The sequence below is a fragment of the Rhodoferax sp. GW822-FHT02A01 genome, assembly GCF_038784515.1.
Classification (GTDB): Bacteria; Pseudomonadota; Gammaproteobacteria; order Burkholderiales; family Burkholderiaceae_C; genus Allorhodoferax.
Map to the genome: position 1 here is coordinate 3673909 of NZ_CP152376.1, position 15819 is coordinate 3689727.

The window sequence follows — 15819 nt, forward strand, 5'->3', positions numbered from 1 at the left end:
AACGACGCCAGTCTTGTCTAAAGTTCTTCCACTCGCAAAGCCGGATAGCTGTCCCACGCCTGGCATCCCGGGCATTGCCAGAAGTGCCGTTTGGCTTCAAAGCCGCAGGCCGCACAGCGATAGCGGGTAAGGGGTTTGACGGCATGGTCCAGCGCGCGCTGCACCTGGGGGTGAAACTGTTCGTGCTCCAGCTTTTCGCCAGCAATCCACTTGGCTGCGGCCACCAGCGAGGGCTCTTTTTCGAGGTGACGTGCGTACCACTGGCGCGCGGTGACCGCGTTGTCACCATTGGCCGCCTCCAGGTTGACGATGGCATCCAGCACGTCGATGCAGGCGCTTTGTTCGTAACGTGTCTTGAGCAGTGCCAGCGCCGGAGCAATGGCGTGCGCGGCAATGGCTGCGTCTGCCAACAGGGGCGCGATCAGGGGCGTTGCAGCCGGTGATTGCAGCATGGCCTCGGTCAGCGTGGCCAGGGCGGCTTCGTGGTTTCCCTGAGCGCGTTGCAGGGTGGCCAGATCCATGCGCGGACGGGGCGCCTGGGGCGCGGTTTCCATGGCCTGGCGCAGCAAGGACATGGCCTCGGCGGGCTGCTGTCCCGTTACCCGTGCAGCTGCCTGTTCGCATAGGTAATGCGCCTGTCGGCCGGCAAAACTGCCTTGACCTGCCGCTTCGAGCTTGCTGGCAATGCCTGCAGCATGCTCCCAGTCGCGAGAGCGCTCGTAATTGGCCAGCAGAGCCAGTCGTGCCTGGGCCTCAAATCGCGTGCCCTCGAGCTTGAGCAAGGCCTCTTCGGCCCGATCGAGCAGGCCGGCCTTGAGGTAATCCAGGGCCAGCGCGTGCTGGGCGCGGTGGCGGTCGTCTGCAACCAAGTCGCCGCGCGATAGCAGATGCTGGTGCACACGCACCGCGCGCTCGTACTCGCCGCGGCGGCGAAACAGGTTGCCCAACGCGAAGTGCAATTCGGAGGTGTCCGGATCACTTTGTACCGCCTCGATGAAGGCGTCAATGGCCTGGTCCTGCTGCTCATTGAGCAGAAAATTCAGACCCTTGAAATAGGCCTTTGGCGCCTGGTGGCTTTCCAGGCGCAACTGGCGCAGATCCAGGCGAGAGGCCAGCCACCCTAACAGAAACACTACTGGTAATGCCAGCAGCAGCAAGCTGAAATCAAACTCCATGGAGGTTCGAGTCGCTGTAGTCCGAGACTGCGGAGGCTGCTGCAACAGGCTTCTTTGCCGGCGCTTCGGCAGGCGGTTGTACGACGGCCTGGGTGCTGCGGTGCTGGCGCCACCAGCGCGGAGCCATGCCCAGTACCCCGATCAGCACACCGAGCGCGAAAGCGCCCAAGACGACGAGCACCATGGGCGCGGTCCACTTCTGTCCGAAGAAGAAGCGCACCGTCACGTCGCCCTGGTTATTGAGTGCGAATGCGAACAGGGTAAAAAAAATGGCTGCTTTAAGTGTCCACTTAAAGAGCCATGCAATTGGTTTCATTGATCTCCTCGGGGCTGAGGTGATTCTACTAGCCGGGGGTCAAGCCTTGCGCCTGGTTTCCAGCACCAGTTCCATTTCGGCGGTGCGTTGGTCCACTGCCTCACGCAGAGCCTTGCCGGGTTTGAAATGCGGCACCCGCTTTTCAGGAATGGCCACACTTTCGCCGCTGCGCGGATTGCGTCCGATGCGGGGAGGGCGGCGGTTGATGGAGAAGCTGCCAAAGCCACGGATTTCTATGCGGTGTCCACGTACCAGCGCGTCGTTCATGGCGTCCAGAATGGCCTTGACAGCAAACTCGGCGTCGCGGTGGGTCAGTTGACCGAAACGATTGGCCAGTTCTTCAACGAGGTCGGAGCGGGTCATCTGTGGGTGCAATAGGTAGGGGTAAGAAAAAACGACCGGTGCAAATACCGCACCGGCCGTTCAATCGGTCAACAGCTAAAGATTAGTTATTGTCCAGCTTGGCGCGCAGCAAAGCGCCCAGGCTGGTCGTACCAGCATTTTCGCGAGCCGACTGTTGGCTCAGGGATTGCATGGCTTCGTTCTGGTCAGCCATGTCCTTAGCCTTGATGGACAACTGGATGTTGCGGGTCTTGCGATCCACATTCACCACCACAGCGGTCACTTCGTCGCCTTCCTTCAGCACGTTGCGAGCGTCTTCCACGCGGTCGCGGCTGATTTCGGAGGCGCGCAGGTAACCGATGATGTCGTCACCCAGGTCGATCTCAGCGCCCTTGGCGTCAACGGTCTTGACCTTACCGGTAACGGTCTGGCCCTTGTCATTGATCGACACGAAGGTGGTGAAAGGATCGGAGTCGAGTTGCTTGATGCCCAGGGAGATGCGTTCGCGGTCCACGTCCACGGCCAGCACCAGAGCTTCCACTTCCTGGCCCTTCTTGTATTCGCGCACGGCGGTTTCGCCGGGCTCGTTCCAGGACAGGTCGGACAGGTGCACCAGGCCGTCGATACCGGCAGCCAGACCCACGAACACGCCGAAGTCGGTGATCGACTTGATCGGGCCCTTGACGCGGTCGCCGCGCTTGGTGTTCTGGGCAAATTCTTGCCAGGGGTTGGCCTTGCATTGCTTCATGCCCAGGGAGATGCGACGCTTGTCTTCGTCGATTTCCAGAACCATGACTTCGACTTCGTCACCCAGGGCAACGATCTTGGAAGGCGCAACGTTCTTGTTGGTCCAGTCCATTTCGGACACGTGCACCAGACCTTCGATACCGGGTTCGAGTTCCACAAACGCGCCGTAGTCGGCGATGTTGGTGATCTTGCCGAACATGCGGGTACCTTGGGGGTAGCGGCGGTTGACGCCCATCCAGGGATCGTCGCCCATTTGCTTGAGGCCCAGGGACACGCGGTTCTTTTCGGTATCGAACTTGAGGATCTTGGCGGTGATTTCCTGACCGGCTTGCACCACTTCAGAGGGGTGACGGACACGGCGCCATGCCATGTCAGTGATGTGCAGCAGGCCGTCGATGCCGCCCAGGTCCACGAACGCACCGTATTCGGTGATGTTCTTGACCACGCCTTGCACCACAGAACCTTCTTTCAGGGTGTGCATCAGCTTGGCGCGCTCTTCGCCCATGGATGCTTCCACCACAGCGCGGCGGCTCAGCACCACGTTGTTGCGCTTGCGATCCAGCTTGATGACCTTGAATTCCATGGTCTTGTTTTCGTACGGAGACAGATCCTTAGTAGGACGTGTGTCGACGAGGGAGCCGGGCAGGAAAGCGCGGATGCCATTGACCAGAACGGTCAGGCCGCCCTTGACCTTGCCAGAGGTGGTGCCGGTGACGAATTCGCCGGATTCCAGGGCCTTTTCCAGGCTCATCCAGGAAGCCAGACGCTTGGCCTTGTCGCGGGAGAGGATGGTGTCGCCATAGCCGTTTTCAACGGAGTCGATGGCCACGGACACGAAGTCGCCAACCTGGACTTCGATTTCGCCCTTGTCACTCTTGAACTCTTCGATTGGCACGTAGGCTTCGGACTTGAGTCCGGCGTTGACAACGACGAAGCTGTGCTCGATACGAACGACTTCAGCGGTGATCACTTCACCTGTACGCATCTCGGAGCGTTGCAGGGATTCTTCAAATAGGGCTGCGAAAGATTCAGACATGTAGTTTGTGGTTTGCACCACGGGGTTAAGTTATCGATCCCCTTGGCCAGTGCGCTGCCGCGCGAGGTGAGCCTTGGGGGCCACGCAAAGGCGTGAGCCTTTGCTTTTCCGGTTCAACCCTTCAGGCGGACCTGAAAGGCTGCTTGCCTTGCCACCACTCCAACACGATTTCGACGGATTTTCCGACCGTCAGATCCGAGTTGTCGAGCAGCTTGGCATCCTCAGCCGGCTTCAAAGGTGCAACGCTGCGGGTTGTGTCCCGCGCATCGCGCGCTTCCAAGTCGGCACGAAGGTCTTGCAGTGTAGCTGAAATTCCCTTTGAAATCAACTGCTTATATCTGCGTTCCGCGCGGCATGCGGCGCTGGCGGTGAGAAACACCTTGAGCGGGGCAGTCGGGAAAATGACGGTTCCCATGTCGCGCCCATCGGCAACCAGGCCGGGCAACTTGCGGAAATTACGCTGGAAGTCGACCAGGGCCTCTCGCACCATGGGAAAAGCGGAGACCTTGGACGCATTCATGCCCGCTTCTTCGGTACGGATGGCATCGCTCACGTCTTCGCTGCCGTCAGAGGATTGCAGCAGGATGCGGCTGCCCTCAAAGCGGATAGGCAGGGCGCGCACGATGGCTGCAATGCGCTCCTGGTTGGCGACTTCCAACGAAATTCCAGCGCGCATCGCAACCAGTCCGGTGATGCGGTAGAGGGAGCCGGAGTCCAGGAAGTGGTAACCCAGGATTCGCGCCAGCTCTGCTGCCAGGGTTCCTTTGCCGGAAGCGGTCGGGCCATCCATGCACAGCACGGGGATGCGCTGCGTGTCTGCGTGCGCCACGGAAAACAGCGTTTCGAAGTAGTCGGGAAAGGTCTTGGCCACACACTTGGGGTCTTCAATGCGTACGGGCAATCCGGCCGGGTTGAAGGCGGCCAGTGAAAAACACATGGCAACGCGGTGGTCGTCATAGGTGTGAATGGTTCCGGCCTTCCAATGACCTGCATCTGCTGGCGGTGTCACGCGGATGAAGTCGGAACCTTCTTCCACCGTGGCCCCCAACTTGCGCAACTCGGTTGCCATGGCCGCGATGCGATCCGTTTCCTTGACGCGCCAGCTGGCGATATTGCGCAGAGTGGTGGTGCCTCGGGCGTACAAGGCCATGACCGCCAGTGTCATGGCGGCATCCGGGATGTGGTTGCAATCCAGGTCAATGGCCTTCAGAGGCCAGGAACCGCGGCGGATATTCAGCCAGTTGGGGCCGCTTTCAATCAGTGCACCCATCTTCTGGGCGGCTTCCATGAAGCGGATGTCACCTTGAATGGAGTCGGCACCCACACCTTGCACGCGAATGCCGTTGTTGCCCGGCGCACCCGAGGCTATGGCGCCAAGGGCGATGAAATAGCTGGCGCTGGACGCGTCTGCTTCCACGTGCAGGTCACCGGGTGAGCGCAACTTGCAGCCAGCCGGAATAGTGAAGCGCTGCCAACCATCGCGCTGCACCTGTACACCGAATTGGGACAACAGGTTAAGCGTGATCTCGATGTAGGGCCGCGAGATCAGTTCACCTAAGACCTCGATGACGATGTCTTTTTGCGCCACCAGGGGCAGCGCCATCAGCAGCGCCGTCAGGAACTGGCTGGATACATCGCCGCGTACCCGAATGGGCTGATCCAGACACAGAGTGGGCTGGCCGATGTGAAGCGGCGGAAAGCCATCCTGACCCAGGTAATCGATGTGGCATCCAAGTTGACGCAGTGCATCCACCAGATCACCAATGGGGCGCTCATGCATGCGCGGAATGCCACCCAGTTCAAAGTCGCCACCCAGTACAGCCAAAGCCGCCGTGAGCGGGCGCATTGCTGTGCCGGCGTTGCCCAGGAACAGCTTGGCTTGGGCATTGAGCAGCTTGCCGCCCAAACCGGCGATCTCCACCGTGCTGCCGCTTTGGTTGATCTGGCACCCCAGTGTCCGGAGTGCCACCAGCATCACGCGGGTGTCGTCACTGTCCAGCAGATCGTGGATGGCGGTCTTGCCCTCGCACAGGGCGGCCAGTAGCAACACCCGGTTGGAGATGCTCTTGGAGCCGGGCAGGGTGACGGTGCCGGAAGCTCCGCGTAGCGGGGGGAGGTCGAGAAAGGCGGTGGAAAACATCAGGATTTGTTTCTGGAGTTCATGCTCCATTGGGCGCGGGTCAGGCTGGCCTGTTCAATCAGACTTTCCAGACCTTGGGCATCGCTGCTGGAAATCATGGCTTCCAGCGCCTGCAGGCTGCGTTGAAAAAGCTGGCTTTGCGCCAGCAACTCTTCCCGGTTGGACAGCAAGATGTCGCGCCAGACTTTGGGCTCGCTGGCCGCAATGCGGGTGAAGTCCCGAAAGCCGGGGCCGGCCAGGGACAGGTATTCCTTGCCTTGGGGTTGGCCGGATATGGCGTTCATGAGCGCAAAGGCAATCAGATGCGGCAGGTGGCTGACTGACGCGAAGGCAGCGTCGTGTTGCTCCGGTGACATGGTCTGCACGTTGCAACCCAGGCGGCTCCAGACCTCGATGGCCTTTTGCAGCTGCGGCGCCGCAGTGCGTTCAGTGGGAGTGAGGATGACCTGCTTGCCGACGTACAGGTCGGGATCGGAGTGTTCCACACCGGAAACTTCCTTGCCTGCAATCGGATGGGCTGGCACAAACAAATCCACGTGCTCACGCAGGGCGCGCCGGGCGGCATCCACCACATCGCGTTTGGTCGATCCCACGTCCATGATCAGCATGTCGGGCGTGACCAAGTGCTTGATGGCCTTGAAGCTGGCTTCTGTGGCTGCCACCGGCACGGCAATCAAGACAATGTCTGCTCCAGAGACTGCCAGCAGCGCAGAGGGCGCTTCGATATCGATGATGCCCATCTTGCGGGCGCGCTCGGTGGTGCTGGGCGATTTGCTGTATCCCACCACGCGTTTGACCAACCCGGCATTCTTCAGCGCCAGGGCGAAAGATCCGCCCATCAGGCCGCATCCGATCAATCCAAGCTGTTCAAACATGTGCGTTCCTGTGTCGGCTAGTCGGCAAGTGGGTAGGTGCCCAGCACTTTGTAGAAAGCACAAATACCACGCAGGTCCTGCAAGGCGGCAGCGACATTGGGCTCGGACGGATGGCCTTGCAGATCAATGTAGAAAAAGTACTCCCACTGGCCGGAGCGGGCCGGGCGGGATTCAAAGCGGGTCATGGATACGCCATGCTCCTTGAGCGGCACCAGCATGTCGTGCACCGCACCGGGACGGTTGGGCACAGACACAACCAGGCTGGTGCAGTCCTTGCCGGAGGCCTCGGGTGCCGGCATGACGGCAGGCAGGCAGACCATGACAAAACGTGTACGGTTGAAGGCCTCGTCCTGAATGGCTTGTGCTGCCGTGTGCAGACCGAACTCGGCTCCGGCACGCTCACTGGCAATGGCGGCCCAGGCCGGGTTGGCGGCTGCCAGGCGCGCGCCTTCAGCATTGCTGGATACGGCCCTGCGCTCGGCATTGGGCAGGTGCGTGCTGAGCCACTGCTGGCACTGCGCCAGGGCCTGCGGATGGGCCAGCACGACTTCGATGTTCTCCAGCGAAGCCTGGGTGCGCAGCAAATGGTGACGCACCAGCAGGCTGATTTCGCCGACGATGTGCAGCGGTGAGTTCAGCAGCAGATCAAGCGAGCGCGTCACCACGCCTTCGGTACTGTTCTCCACCGGGATGACGCCGAACTCCGCTGCGCCCGAGGACGCAGCATGGAACACTTCGTCAAAATTGGCACAGGGCACGTGCTGGATGCTGGAGCCAAAGAAGCGCAGGGCTGCTTCTTCGCTATACGTGCCCTTGGGGCCCAGGTAGGCCACGCGCTGGGGTGCTTCCAGCGCGCGGCAGGCAGACATGATTTCGCGCCAGATCAGCGCCAGACTGGAGTCCTTGATGGGGCCCTTGTTGGCACTCTGCACACCATGGATGACCTGGGCTTCGCGCTCAGGACGGAAGACGGCAGAACCTTCGGCGCGCTTGATTTCACCCACTTCGTTGGCCAAGGAGGCGCGGCGGTTGAGGGCTGCTAACAGCTCCTGGTCTACAGCGTCGATCAGGACGCGCAATTCGGAAAGCGTTTTGGCCATAGTGCTCTAACCGTGGGTCCGTTCAAACTCTTGCATATAGGAAACCAGCGCCTGCACACCTTCGAGCGGCATGGCGTTGTAGATGCTGGCGCGCATGCCGCCAACTGACTTGTGCCCCTTGAGCTGGAGCAGGCCAGCGTCCTTGGCGCCGATGAGAAAGGCCTCGTTCAACGACTCGTCGCGCAAGAAGAAAGGCACGTTCATATGTGAGCGGCATTCCTTCTGCACCCTATTGAAATACAGTCCAGACGCATCAATGGTGCGGTACAACAACTCTGCCTTGGCCTTGTTGGCTGCTTCCATGGCCACCACACCACCCTGGCGTTTGAGCCATTGGAAAATCAGCCCCGCCATGTAGATGGCGTAGGTAGGCGGCGTGTTGTACATCGACTGGTTCTTGGCGACGGTCTGGTAGTTGAACGCGCTGGGGCAGATGGCCATTGCATGGCCCAGCAGATCTTCACGTACCACCACCAATGTCAGTCCCGCCGGGCCCAGATTCTTCTGGGCGCCGCCAAAAGCCAATCCCACGCGGCTCCAGTCCACGCCGCGCGAAGCGACATGGGAGGAGAAGTCGATGACCAATTCGGCCTTGGAGCCCAGCGCTTTCAGATCGGGCAGCGTATGGAATTCGATACCGTTGATAGTCTCGTTGGAGCAGATGTGCACATAGCTGGCGCTCTCGCTGAGCTCCCAGGTCTGTGGTGCCGGGATGTGGGTAAAGCCTTCAGACTTGCCACTTGCGGCAATGTGTGCGTTGCAGTACTTGCCAGCTTCCGTAAAAGACTTCTCGCTCCAGCTGCCGGTCAGCACAAAGTCGGCACCGCCGGTTTGCGAAGCGCCTGACCTCAGAGTGCTGAGGTTCAGCGGGACGATGGCGTTTTCGGCCAGTCCGCCGCCTTGCATGAACAGAATTTGGAAGTTGGCTGGCACCGCAAGCAGCTCACGCAGATCGGCCTCCGCCTGCGTGTAGATGGAAATGAATTCCTTGCCACGGTGGCTCATTTCCATCACGCCCATGCCGCAGCGCTTGCCGCTGGCATCCGGCCAGTTGAGCATCTCGTCAGCGGCCTGGGTCAGGACTTCCTGCGGCAGGGTCGCAGGTCCGGCGGAAAAGTTGTATGGGCGTTGCATTCGTCCCGCCTCTGTTATGCGGTTTCGTCTGCAGGGCCCTCGTCCGCATCTGCCGCCTGGGCATCGTTTTCCACGATGCGCTGCAGACCGCTCAGCTTGGAGCCTTCGTCCAGACCAATAAGAGTGACACCCTGAGTCGCGCGACCCAGTTCACGGATTTCTGCGACGCGGGTACGAACCAGCACGCCCTTGTCGGTGATGAGCATGATCTCGTCATCCACATGCACCAAGGTGGCTGCAACGACCTTGCCGTTGCGCTCGGATTGCTGGATGGCAATCATCCCCTTGGTGCCGCGTCCATGGCGGGTGTACTCGGTGATGCTGGTGCGTTTGCCATAACCGTTTTCGGTGGCGGTCAGAACGCTTTGCTCTTCGTCTTCGGCAACCAGCATAGCGATCACGCCCTGGCCGTCTTCGAGCATCATGCCGCGCACGCCACGGGCATTGCGGCCCATGGGGCGCACATCGTTTTCATCAAAGCGCACTGCCTTGCCACCATCGCTGAACAGCATCACGTCGTGCTTGCCGTCGGTCAGTGCCGCACCAATCAGGTAGTCACCTTCGTCCAGGTCCACGGCAATGATGCCGGCCTTGCGCGGGTTGCTGAATTCATCAAGCGCGGTCTTCTTGACCGTGCCCATGCTGGTGGCCATGAACACATACTGGTCGGCAGGGAAGCTGCGCTTCTCTCCGGTAAGCGGAAGTACCACCGTGATCTTTTCACCGTCCTGCAGCGGGAACATGTTGACGATAGGGCGGCCGCGCGATCCGCGCGATCCCTGCGGAACTTCCCAGACCTTGAGCCAGTACAGGCGGCCCCGGTTGGAGAAGCACAGGATGTAGTCGTGGGTGTTGGCCACGAAGAGCTGGTCGACCCAATCGTCTTCCTTGGTGGCGGTGGCCTGCTTGCCACGGCCACCACGCTTTTGCGCCCGGTATTCGCCCAATGGCTGGCTCTTGATATAGCCACTGTGGCTCATGGTCACCACCATGTCGGTGGGGGTGATCAGATCTTCGGTGGATAGGTCAAAAGAGGAGTGCTCGACCAGACTGCGACGCGCGCCCAGCTTGGTCTGGCCGAATTCCTGTTTGACGTGGCCCAGCTCTTCACCAATGATGGTGGAGACGCGCTCAGGCTTGGCCAGAATGTCCAGCAGGTCTTCGATCTCGGCCATGACTTCCTTGTACTCGGCCACGATCTTGTCCTGCTCCAGCCCAGTCAGGCGTTGCAGACGCATCTGCAGAATTTCCTGGGCTTGCGTGTCAGACAGGCGATACAGGCCGTCGGAGCCCATACCGTACTGCTTTTCCAGACCGTCTGGCCGGTAGTCATCGGCATTCACCACGCCTCCGTCCGCACGGGTGCGGGTGAGCATCTCGCGCACCAACTGGCTGTCCCAAGGGCGGTTCATCAACTCGACCTTGGCCACCGGCGGTGTGGGTGATTCGCGGATGATGCGGATGAATTCATCGATGTTGGCCAGCGCCACGGCCAGGCCTTCCAGCACATGTCCGCGTTCACGCGCCTTGCGCAAGTTGAACACTGTGCGGCGTGTCACCACTTCGCGCCGGTGATTCAGGAAGACCTCGATCAGGTCTTTCAGATTGCACAGCTTGGGCTGGCCGTTGACCAGGGCCACCATGTTGATGCCGAAGGTGTCTTGCAGCTGGGTCTGTTTATAGAGGTTGTTCAGCACAACTTCCGGCACTTCACCGCGCTTGAGCTCGATCACCAACCGCATGCCAGATTTGTCGGACTCGTCTTGGATGTGGCTGATGCCTTCGATCTTCTTTTCGTGCACCAGTTCGGCCATACGTTCCTGCAGCGTCTTCTTGTTGACCTGGTAGGGCAGCTCATCCACGATGATGGCTTGGCGTTGACCTTTGTCAATGTCTTCAAAATGGCAACGGGCTCGCATCACCACGCGGCCACGACCGGTGCGATAGCCTTCCTTGACCCCATTGATGCCGTAAATAATGCCGGCGGTTGGGAAGTCTGGCGCCGGAATAATGTCCATCAAGTCATCAATGCTGGCTTCGGGGTTGCGAAGCATGTGCAGGCAGGCATCAACGACTTCATTCAGATTGTGGGGCGGGATGTTGGTGGCCATACCCACGGCGATACCGCCGGAGCCATTGACCAGCAGGTTGGGGATGCGGGTCGGCAACACCAGCGGCTCTTTTTCTGAACCGTCATAGTTCGGCCCGAAGTCCACCGTTTCCTTGTCCAGATCGGCCAGCAACTCGTGTGCGATCTTGGCCAGCCGGATTTCGGTGTACCGCATGGCCGCCGCGTTGTCGCCATCTACCGAGCCGAAATTGCCCTGGCCATCGACCAGCATATGGCGCATGGAAAAATCCTGGGCCATCCGCACAATGGTGTCATACACGGATTGGTCGCCGTGCGGGTGGTATTTACCGATCACGTCACCGACGATACGGGCCGACTTTTTGTAGGCCCTATTCCAGTCGTTGTTGAGTTCGTGCATGGCAAACAACACACGTCTGTGCACCGGCTTGAGGCCATCCCGTGCGTCGGGCAAAGCGCGACCCACAATCACGCTCATGGCGTAGTCTAGGTAACTGCGCCGCATTTCCTCTTCGAGGCTGATGGGCAGGGTTTCTTTGGCGAACTGGGTCATGGAGGATTGTGGCTATGTCTGGGACAACCCGACATTGTACGTTCCACCTTCTGGCGTGGTTTGCCCGGTGCCTCAACCTGTAATAAGGTGTTTTTTGCATATGGTTTCCCGGGCATATGCTTAGGAAAATTGCTGCGACTGTGGCACAATGGTGGCTAACGCTCTGGGGCTGAGGAAGCCAATCAGGACGTTTTCAATTTAATCGCAGCCCCGCTGCAGTTTGCTCAGTACAAAGGAAAGTCATGAAACTAATCAATAAAGTGGCAATTGTCATCGCTACCGCAGCACTTGCTTCCGTGGCGGGCGCTCAAGAAATCCATAACTGGAAAAGCGGCGCTGGCGATGTCTGGAAAGACGCTGCTGGTGAATGCTGGCGCGATGGAAGCTGGACTCCCGCAACTGCTGCTCCCGATTGTGATGGCGCGATTGCTCCCAAGGCTGCCGAACCAGCTCCCGCTCCTGCACCTGCACCCGCTCCGGCAGCTGCTCCCGCGCCAGCTCCCAAGGCTGCTGCACCAGCACCTGCTCCCGTAGTTGCAGCTCCCGCCAAGGTCACTTACGCTGCTGAAGCTTTCTTCGACTTTGACAAGTCCGTGCTCAAGCCCGAAGGCAAGGCCAAGTTGGACGATCTGGTGAGCAAGGTCAAGGCCATCAACCTGGAAGTGATCATTGCAGTGGGTCACACCGACTCTGTTGGTACCGACGCATACAACCAGAAGCTGTCGGTTGCACGTTCTGAAGCTGTCAAGGCTTACCTGGTGTCCAAGGGCATCGAAAAGAACCGCGTGTACACCGAAGGCAAGGGCGAGAAGAACCCCGTTGCTGACAACAAGACTTCTGAAGGACGCGCCAAGAACCGCCGCGTTGAAATCGAAGTGGTTGGAACACGTGCCAACTAATCTGGCTTAGTCCACTTAGTGAAAGAGCCCGCTTCGGCGGGCTTTTTTCATGGCCGATGGATAATGCACGCATGAACACACACGTCAACGCTGACCCGGCCGAATTGGCCAAATTCTCGGATCTCGCCCACCGCTGGTGGGACCGGGAGAGTGAATTCCGGCCCTTGCATCAGATCAACCCCCTGCGCCTGGAATGGATCAACGGCATTTGTCCGGTTCAGGGATTGAAGACAGTGGACGTCGGTTGCGGCGGCGGCATATTGACCGACTCCCTTGCACGTAAAGGGGCGCAGGCTTTGGGCATCGATTTGTCTACCAAGGCATTGAGGGTCGCACAACTGCATGCCATGGAAGCCCAGACGCCGAACGTCAGCTACCGCGAGGTAAGTGCCGAGGCGCTGGCTGAAGAGGCTCCTGCCCAATTTGACATGGTTACCTGCATGGAGATGTTGGAGCACGTTCCAGACCCGGCGTCTATCGTCAAGGCCTGCGCGACTTTGGTGAAGCCGGGCGGCTGGGTCTTCTTTTCAACGCTCAATCGCAGTGCAAAATCCTTCCTGCTGGCCATTGTGGGTGCCGAATATGTGCTCAATATGCTGCCCAGAGGTACGCATGAATACGCAAAAATGGTGCGTCCCAACGAGTTGGCGTCCTATTGTCGAGGAGCGGAGTTGGATTTGCGCCACACAAAGGGTATGTCTTACAACCCTTTGACCAAGCGCTACTGGCTCAATAGTGATACCAGTGTGAACTACCTGATCGCCACGCAAAGGCCAATGGCGTAACCCCCATGCGTTTTGAGAACGTGACCGCCGTGCTGTTTGATCTGGACGGCACTTTGATAGACAGCGCCCCTGATTTGGGCGCAGCGGCAGATCAGATGCGGGTAAGCCGCGGTCTGCCATCTTTGCCACTGGAGGCATATCGCCACATGGCCGGCGCAGGTGCTCGAGGGATGCTGTCTGTGGCCTTTGGATTGACACCAAAGGATGCCGAATTCGAGGCGCTCCGGGAGGAGTTCTTCAGCAATTACGAAGCCTGCATGACTCAGCGCACTTATGTGTTTGAGGGAATTGCCGACATGCTCGACGATTTGAGACGACGCGGGCTGCTTTGGGGCGTGGTGACTAACAAGTCCGCACGCTTTACTGATCCCTTGACGCGCGCAATGCCTTTATTTGCAACAGCCAGTACGGTGATCAGCGGAGACACAACTCCGTACTCCAAACCTCATCCAGAGCCCTTGCTGGAAGCGGCGCGCCGTTTGGGGGTGATTCCTGGGCGTTGCGTCTATGTGGGAGACGATGAAAGGGATATTGTGGCCGGTCGTGCCGCGGGCATGGGGACTGTGGCCGCAGACTACGGATACTTGGGGGAGAAGTCTGATACGGCATCCTGGGGGGCAGATATCCGGATTAATTCTCCAATGGAGCTCTTGCAATGGCTGCAAGCGGCCTAAAATAAGGTCTGAGGGGCTGCACTGGTTTCGACGTGGATTCGGACGCGCAGCAGGGCATGTCGAGCTGAATGCGCTCGTAAAACAGATTCAAACAAACTAACTGCAAACGACGAACGTTTCGCACTCGCTGCTTAATTGCACGTGAGCCTCACAACAGCAAGCCGATAGGCTGGGCAAGGGCGGCGCAAGCCGTCCAGGCTGTGGGGTAATTTCATTCGGCTGGGTCCGTTCTGGGTAACTTAGGGCGGGTCGAGAAAATAGGTTGCTGGCGTCTTGTATAGCGTGCCACTGCGCGATATGAGGGGCGAGATCCAAATCAGACGGCTACACATGTAGAACTGTTCGAAGAAGGTTTGCGGACGGGGGTTCAAATCCCCCCAGCTCCACCATACCCCCTGACAAAGGCCGCCAAGATTAACCGCTTGGCGGCCTTTTTCTTTGGAAAATCAGTCACTTACGCTCTAGTAGGCACCAAAGACCGCTATTGACTGCCAAACCATGTTGGGGGTACAAACGGGGGGAGAAAAGGCGAAATTAGTCGAATTTCGATGCTGTACCCCCAAAGCCATACCCCCACCAAGAACCGTACCCCCATGCCACTGACCGATGCCGACTGTAGGAATGCTGTTTGCCCGCCTGACAAGAAACAGGCCCGCTTTTCCGATTCCGGTGGGATGTACCTTCAGGTGAGCCCGGCGGGGTCGAAGCGCTGGTTTCTGAAATACCGGGCAAGCGGGAAAGAAAAGCAATTGGCCTTGGGTAGCTACCCCGACACCAGCCTGAAGGAAGCTCGCAATGCAAGGGACGCGGCAAAGCTGCAAAAAGCATCCGGCAGCGATCCGGTGCAGGTTCGCAAGATCGAAAAGCTGAAAGCTACCCGCACCGGCGGCGACACGTTCAAGGCGATCGCACTGGAGTGGTATGGCAAACAGGCGCCTCAATGGAGCCCAAGCCATGCTGACCGCATGCTCCGGCAGTTGGAGCGTGACCTGTTCCCGTGGATAGGTGAGCGGCCGATTGTGGAAATTCACGCGATGGAACTACTGGCCGTGCTGCAGAAAGTCGAAGACCGGGGAGCCCTGGAGACGGCAGACCGGGCTTTGATGCTCGCCAGGCAGGTTTGGGACTACTGGCTCCCCACGGCCGACGTGCAGCAGCGCAACATCACGGAAGGTTTGAAAAAGCGCCTGACTCCATACCGCGGCAACAGCTTTGCGGCAATCGTCGAACCCAAGCGTTTTGGGGAGCTGTTGCGGGCAATCCAGACCTACAAAGGCGGCCCGATCGTTCGCACGGCTTTGCAGCTTGCGCCCATGCTCTACCAAAGGCCTGGCAACCTACGCATGATGGAGTGGGCAGAGCTCGATCTGGACGCAGGCCTCTGGACCATCCCCAGCATGATGATGAAGCGCACGAAGCTGGAGAAAGAGCAGGGCGAGGCTCACACGGTGCCACTGCCCACTCAGGCCGTTGCGTTGCTTCGTGCAATCCAGCCATTGACGGGGCACGGTGTGTACGTGTTCCCCGGCGAACGTAGCCACGACCGGCCCATTTCAGACAACTCCGTGCGCAGCGGCCTGTACGCGCTGGGGTTTGGCAAGGAGCAGACCTGGCACGGTTTTCGGGCGAGCGCGCGCACCATGCTGGTGGACGAATTGAATCTTGATCCACTGGCCATCGAGGCGAACCTGGCCCACGCCGTGAAAGATGCGAATGGTCGCAGCTACAACCGCACACAGTATCTGAAACAACGGTTTGAGCTGGTGCAACAGTGGGCTGACTACCTGGATAGGCTGGCCAGGGGCGCGGATGTGATCCCGATTAAGGCTGGGGCGGTGGGATCTTGAGCAATGGTGTGCGACGTCAGATGCCGTGTTTGCAACGTGGTGGGGCGAATTGGACGTAGAGCCACTGAATGGGCATGCTCTTTGCGTATTCACCGGAAATTGTCTGC

The 15819-nt window shown here is 59.3% G+C and carries 13 protein-coding genes and 1 other RNA gene; 5 read left to right on the forward strand and 9 right to left on the reverse strand.

The window, feature by feature from the left end; genetic code table 11:
* Nucleotides 1-17: 17 nt before the first annotated feature.
* The 9 genes from lapB to gyrA form a co-directional block, all read right to left on the reverse strand.
* Entirely contained in the window at nt 18-1175 is a 1158-nt protein-coding gene (gene lapB / locus AAGF34_RS17260) for a lipopolysaccharide assembly protein LapB (RefSeq protein ID WP_342616943.1), read from the reverse strand.
* Complete coding sequence (locus AAGF34_RS17265; RefSeq protein WP_342616944.1) at nt 1165-1491, reverse strand: LapA family protein; 327 nt, start codon at nt 1489-1491, stop codon at nt 1165-1167. Before AAGF34_RS17265 ends, lapB begins: the two co-directional genes overlap by 11 nt.
* A 39-nt stretch (nt 1492-1530) precedes the next feature.
* On the reverse strand, nt 1531-1854 hold the full coding sequence (locus tag AAGF34_RS17270) for an integration host factor subunit beta (protein ID WP_342616945.1): 324 nt from the start codon (nt 1852-1854) through the stop codon (nt 1531-1533).
* An 82-nt stretch (nt 1855-1936) separates the two neighbouring features.
* Nucleotides 1937-3616, reverse strand: coding sequence for a 30S ribosomal protein S1 (gene rpsA, locus AAGF34_RS17275; RefSeq protein WP_342616946.1), 1680 nt, complete (start codon nt 3614-3616; stop codon nt 1937-1939).
* Nucleotides 3617-3737: 121 nt separating this feature from the next.
* A complete protein-coding gene (locus AAGF34_RS17280; RefSeq protein WP_342616947.1) occupies nt 3738-5756 on the reverse strand; it encodes a bifunctional 3-phosphoshikimate 1-carboxyvinyltransferase/cytidylate kinase in 2019 nt (672 codons plus the stop codon).
* A complete protein-coding gene (locus AAGF34_RS17285) occupies nt 5756-6631 on the reverse strand; it encodes a prephenate dehydrogenase/arogenate dehydrogenase family protein (RefSeq protein ID WP_342616948.1) in 876 nt (291 codons plus the stop codon). The genes AAGF34_RS17280 and AAGF34_RS17285 overlap by 1 nt, the downstream gene beginning before the upstream one ends.
* A gap of 17 nt (nt 6632-6648) precedes the next feature.
* Nucleotides 6649-7731: a prephenate dehydratase gene (gene pheA, locus AAGF34_RS17290; protein ID WP_342616949.1), complete on the reverse strand. Its 1083-nt coding sequence runs from the start codon at nt 7729-7731 to the stop codon at nt 6649-6651.
* A gap of 6 nt (nt 7732-7737) precedes the next feature.
* On the reverse strand, nt 7738-8865 hold the full coding sequence (gene serC / locus AAGF34_RS17295) for a 3-phosphoserine/phosphohydroxythreonine transaminase (protein ID WP_342616950.1): 1128 nt from the start codon (nt 8863-8865) through the stop codon (nt 7738-7740).
* 14 nt (nt 8866-8879) lie between these two features.
* Nucleotides 8880-11507 carry a DNA gyrase subunit A gene (gyrA, locus tag AAGF34_RS17300; protein WP_342616951.1) on the reverse strand — a complete coding sequence of 876 codons (2628 nt, stop codon included), beginning with the start codon at nt 11505-11507 and terminating at the stop codon, nt 8880-8882.
* Nucleotides 11508-11749: 242 nt separating this feature from the next.
* Here gyrA and ompA point away from each other — a divergent pair, with 242 nt between their 5' ends.
* The 5 genes from ompA (at nt 11750) to AAGF34_RS17325 (ending at nt 15712) form a co-directional block, all read left to right on the forward strand.
* Entirely contained in the window at nt 11750-12406 is a 657-nt protein-coding gene (gene ompA / locus AAGF34_RS17305) for an outer membrane protein OmpA (RefSeq protein WP_342616952.1), read from the forward strand.
* 71 nt (nt 12407-12477) lie between these two features.
* Complete coding sequence (gene ubiG, locus AAGF34_RS17310) at nt 12478-13191, forward strand: bifunctional 2-polyprenyl-6-hydroxyphenol methylase/3-demethylubiquinol 3-O-methyltransferase UbiG (RefSeq protein ID WP_342616953.1); 714 nt, start codon at nt 12478-12480, stop codon at nt 13189-13191.
* Between the two features lie 5 nt (nt 13192-13196).
* Nucleotides 13197-13865 carry a phosphoglycolate phosphatase gene (gph, locus tag AAGF34_RS17315; RefSeq protein ID WP_342616954.1) on the forward strand — a complete coding sequence of 223 codons (669 nt, stop codon included), beginning with the start codon at nt 13197-13199 and terminating at the stop codon, nt 13863-13865.
* Between the two features lie 12 nt (nt 13866-13877).
* Nucleotides 13878-14254, forward strand: a transfer-messenger RNA (tmRNA) gene (ssrA, locus tag AAGF34_RS17320).
* Between the two features lie 204 nt (nt 14255-14458).
* Nucleotides 14459-15712 carry an integrase arm-type DNA-binding domain-containing protein gene (locus tag AAGF34_RS17325; protein WP_342616955.1) on the forward strand — a complete coding sequence of 418 codons (1254 nt, stop codon included), beginning with the start codon at nt 14459-14461 and terminating at the stop codon, nt 15710-15712.
* Nucleotides 15713-15819: the final 107 nt, after the last annotated feature.

Bases quoted from the DNA above. Each gene is read 5' to 3' on its own strand.
- lapB (WP_342616943.1), bottom strand. From the start codon at position 1,175: ATGGAGTTTGATTTCAGCTTGCTGCTGCTGGCATTACCAGTAGTGTTT.
- AAGF34_RS17265 (WP_342616944.1), bottom strand. From the start codon at position 1,491: ATGAAACCAATTGCATGGCTCTTTAAGTGGACACTTAAAGCAGCCATT.
- AAGF34_RS17270 (WP_342616945.1), bottom strand. From the start codon at position 1,854: ATGACCCGCTCCGACCTCGTTGAAGAACTGGCCAATCGTTTCGGTCAA.
- rpsA (WP_342616946.1), bottom strand. From the start codon at position 3,616: ATGTCTGAATCTTTCGCAGCCCTATTTGAAGAATCCCTGCAACGCTCC.
- AAGF34_RS17280 (WP_342616947.1), bottom strand. From the start codon at position 5,756: ATGTTTTCCACCGCCTTTCTCGACCTCCCCCCGCTACGCGGAGCTTCC.
- AAGF34_RS17285 (WP_342616948.1), bottom strand. From the start codon at position 6,631: ATGTTTGAACAGCTTGGATTGATCGGATGCGGCCTGATGGGCGGATCT.
- pheA (WP_342616949.1), bottom strand. From the start codon at position 7,731: ATGGCCAAAACGCTTTCCGAATTGCGCGTCCTGATCGACGCTGTAGAC.
- serC (WP_342616950.1), bottom strand. From the start codon at position 8,865: ATGCAACGCCCATACAACTTTTCCGCCGGACCTGCGACCCTGCCGCAG.
- gyrA (WP_342616951.1), bottom strand. From the start codon at position 11,507: ATGACCCAGTTCGCCAAAGAAACCCTGCCCATCAGCCTCGAAGAGGAA.
- ompA (WP_342616952.1), top strand. From the start codon at position 11,750: ATGAAACTAATCAATAAAGTGGCAATTGTCATCGCTACCGCAGCACTT.
- ubiG (WP_342616953.1), top strand. From the start codon at position 12,478: ATGAACACACACGTCAACGCTGACCCGGCCGAATTGGCCAAATTCTCG.
- gph (WP_342616954.1), top strand. From the start codon at position 13,197: ATGCGTTTTGAGAACGTGACCGCCGTGCTGTTTGATCTGGACGGCACT.
- AAGF34_RS17325 (WP_342616955.1), top strand. From the start codon at position 14,459: ATGCCACTGACCGATGCCGACTGTAGGAATGCTGTTTGCCCGCCTGAC.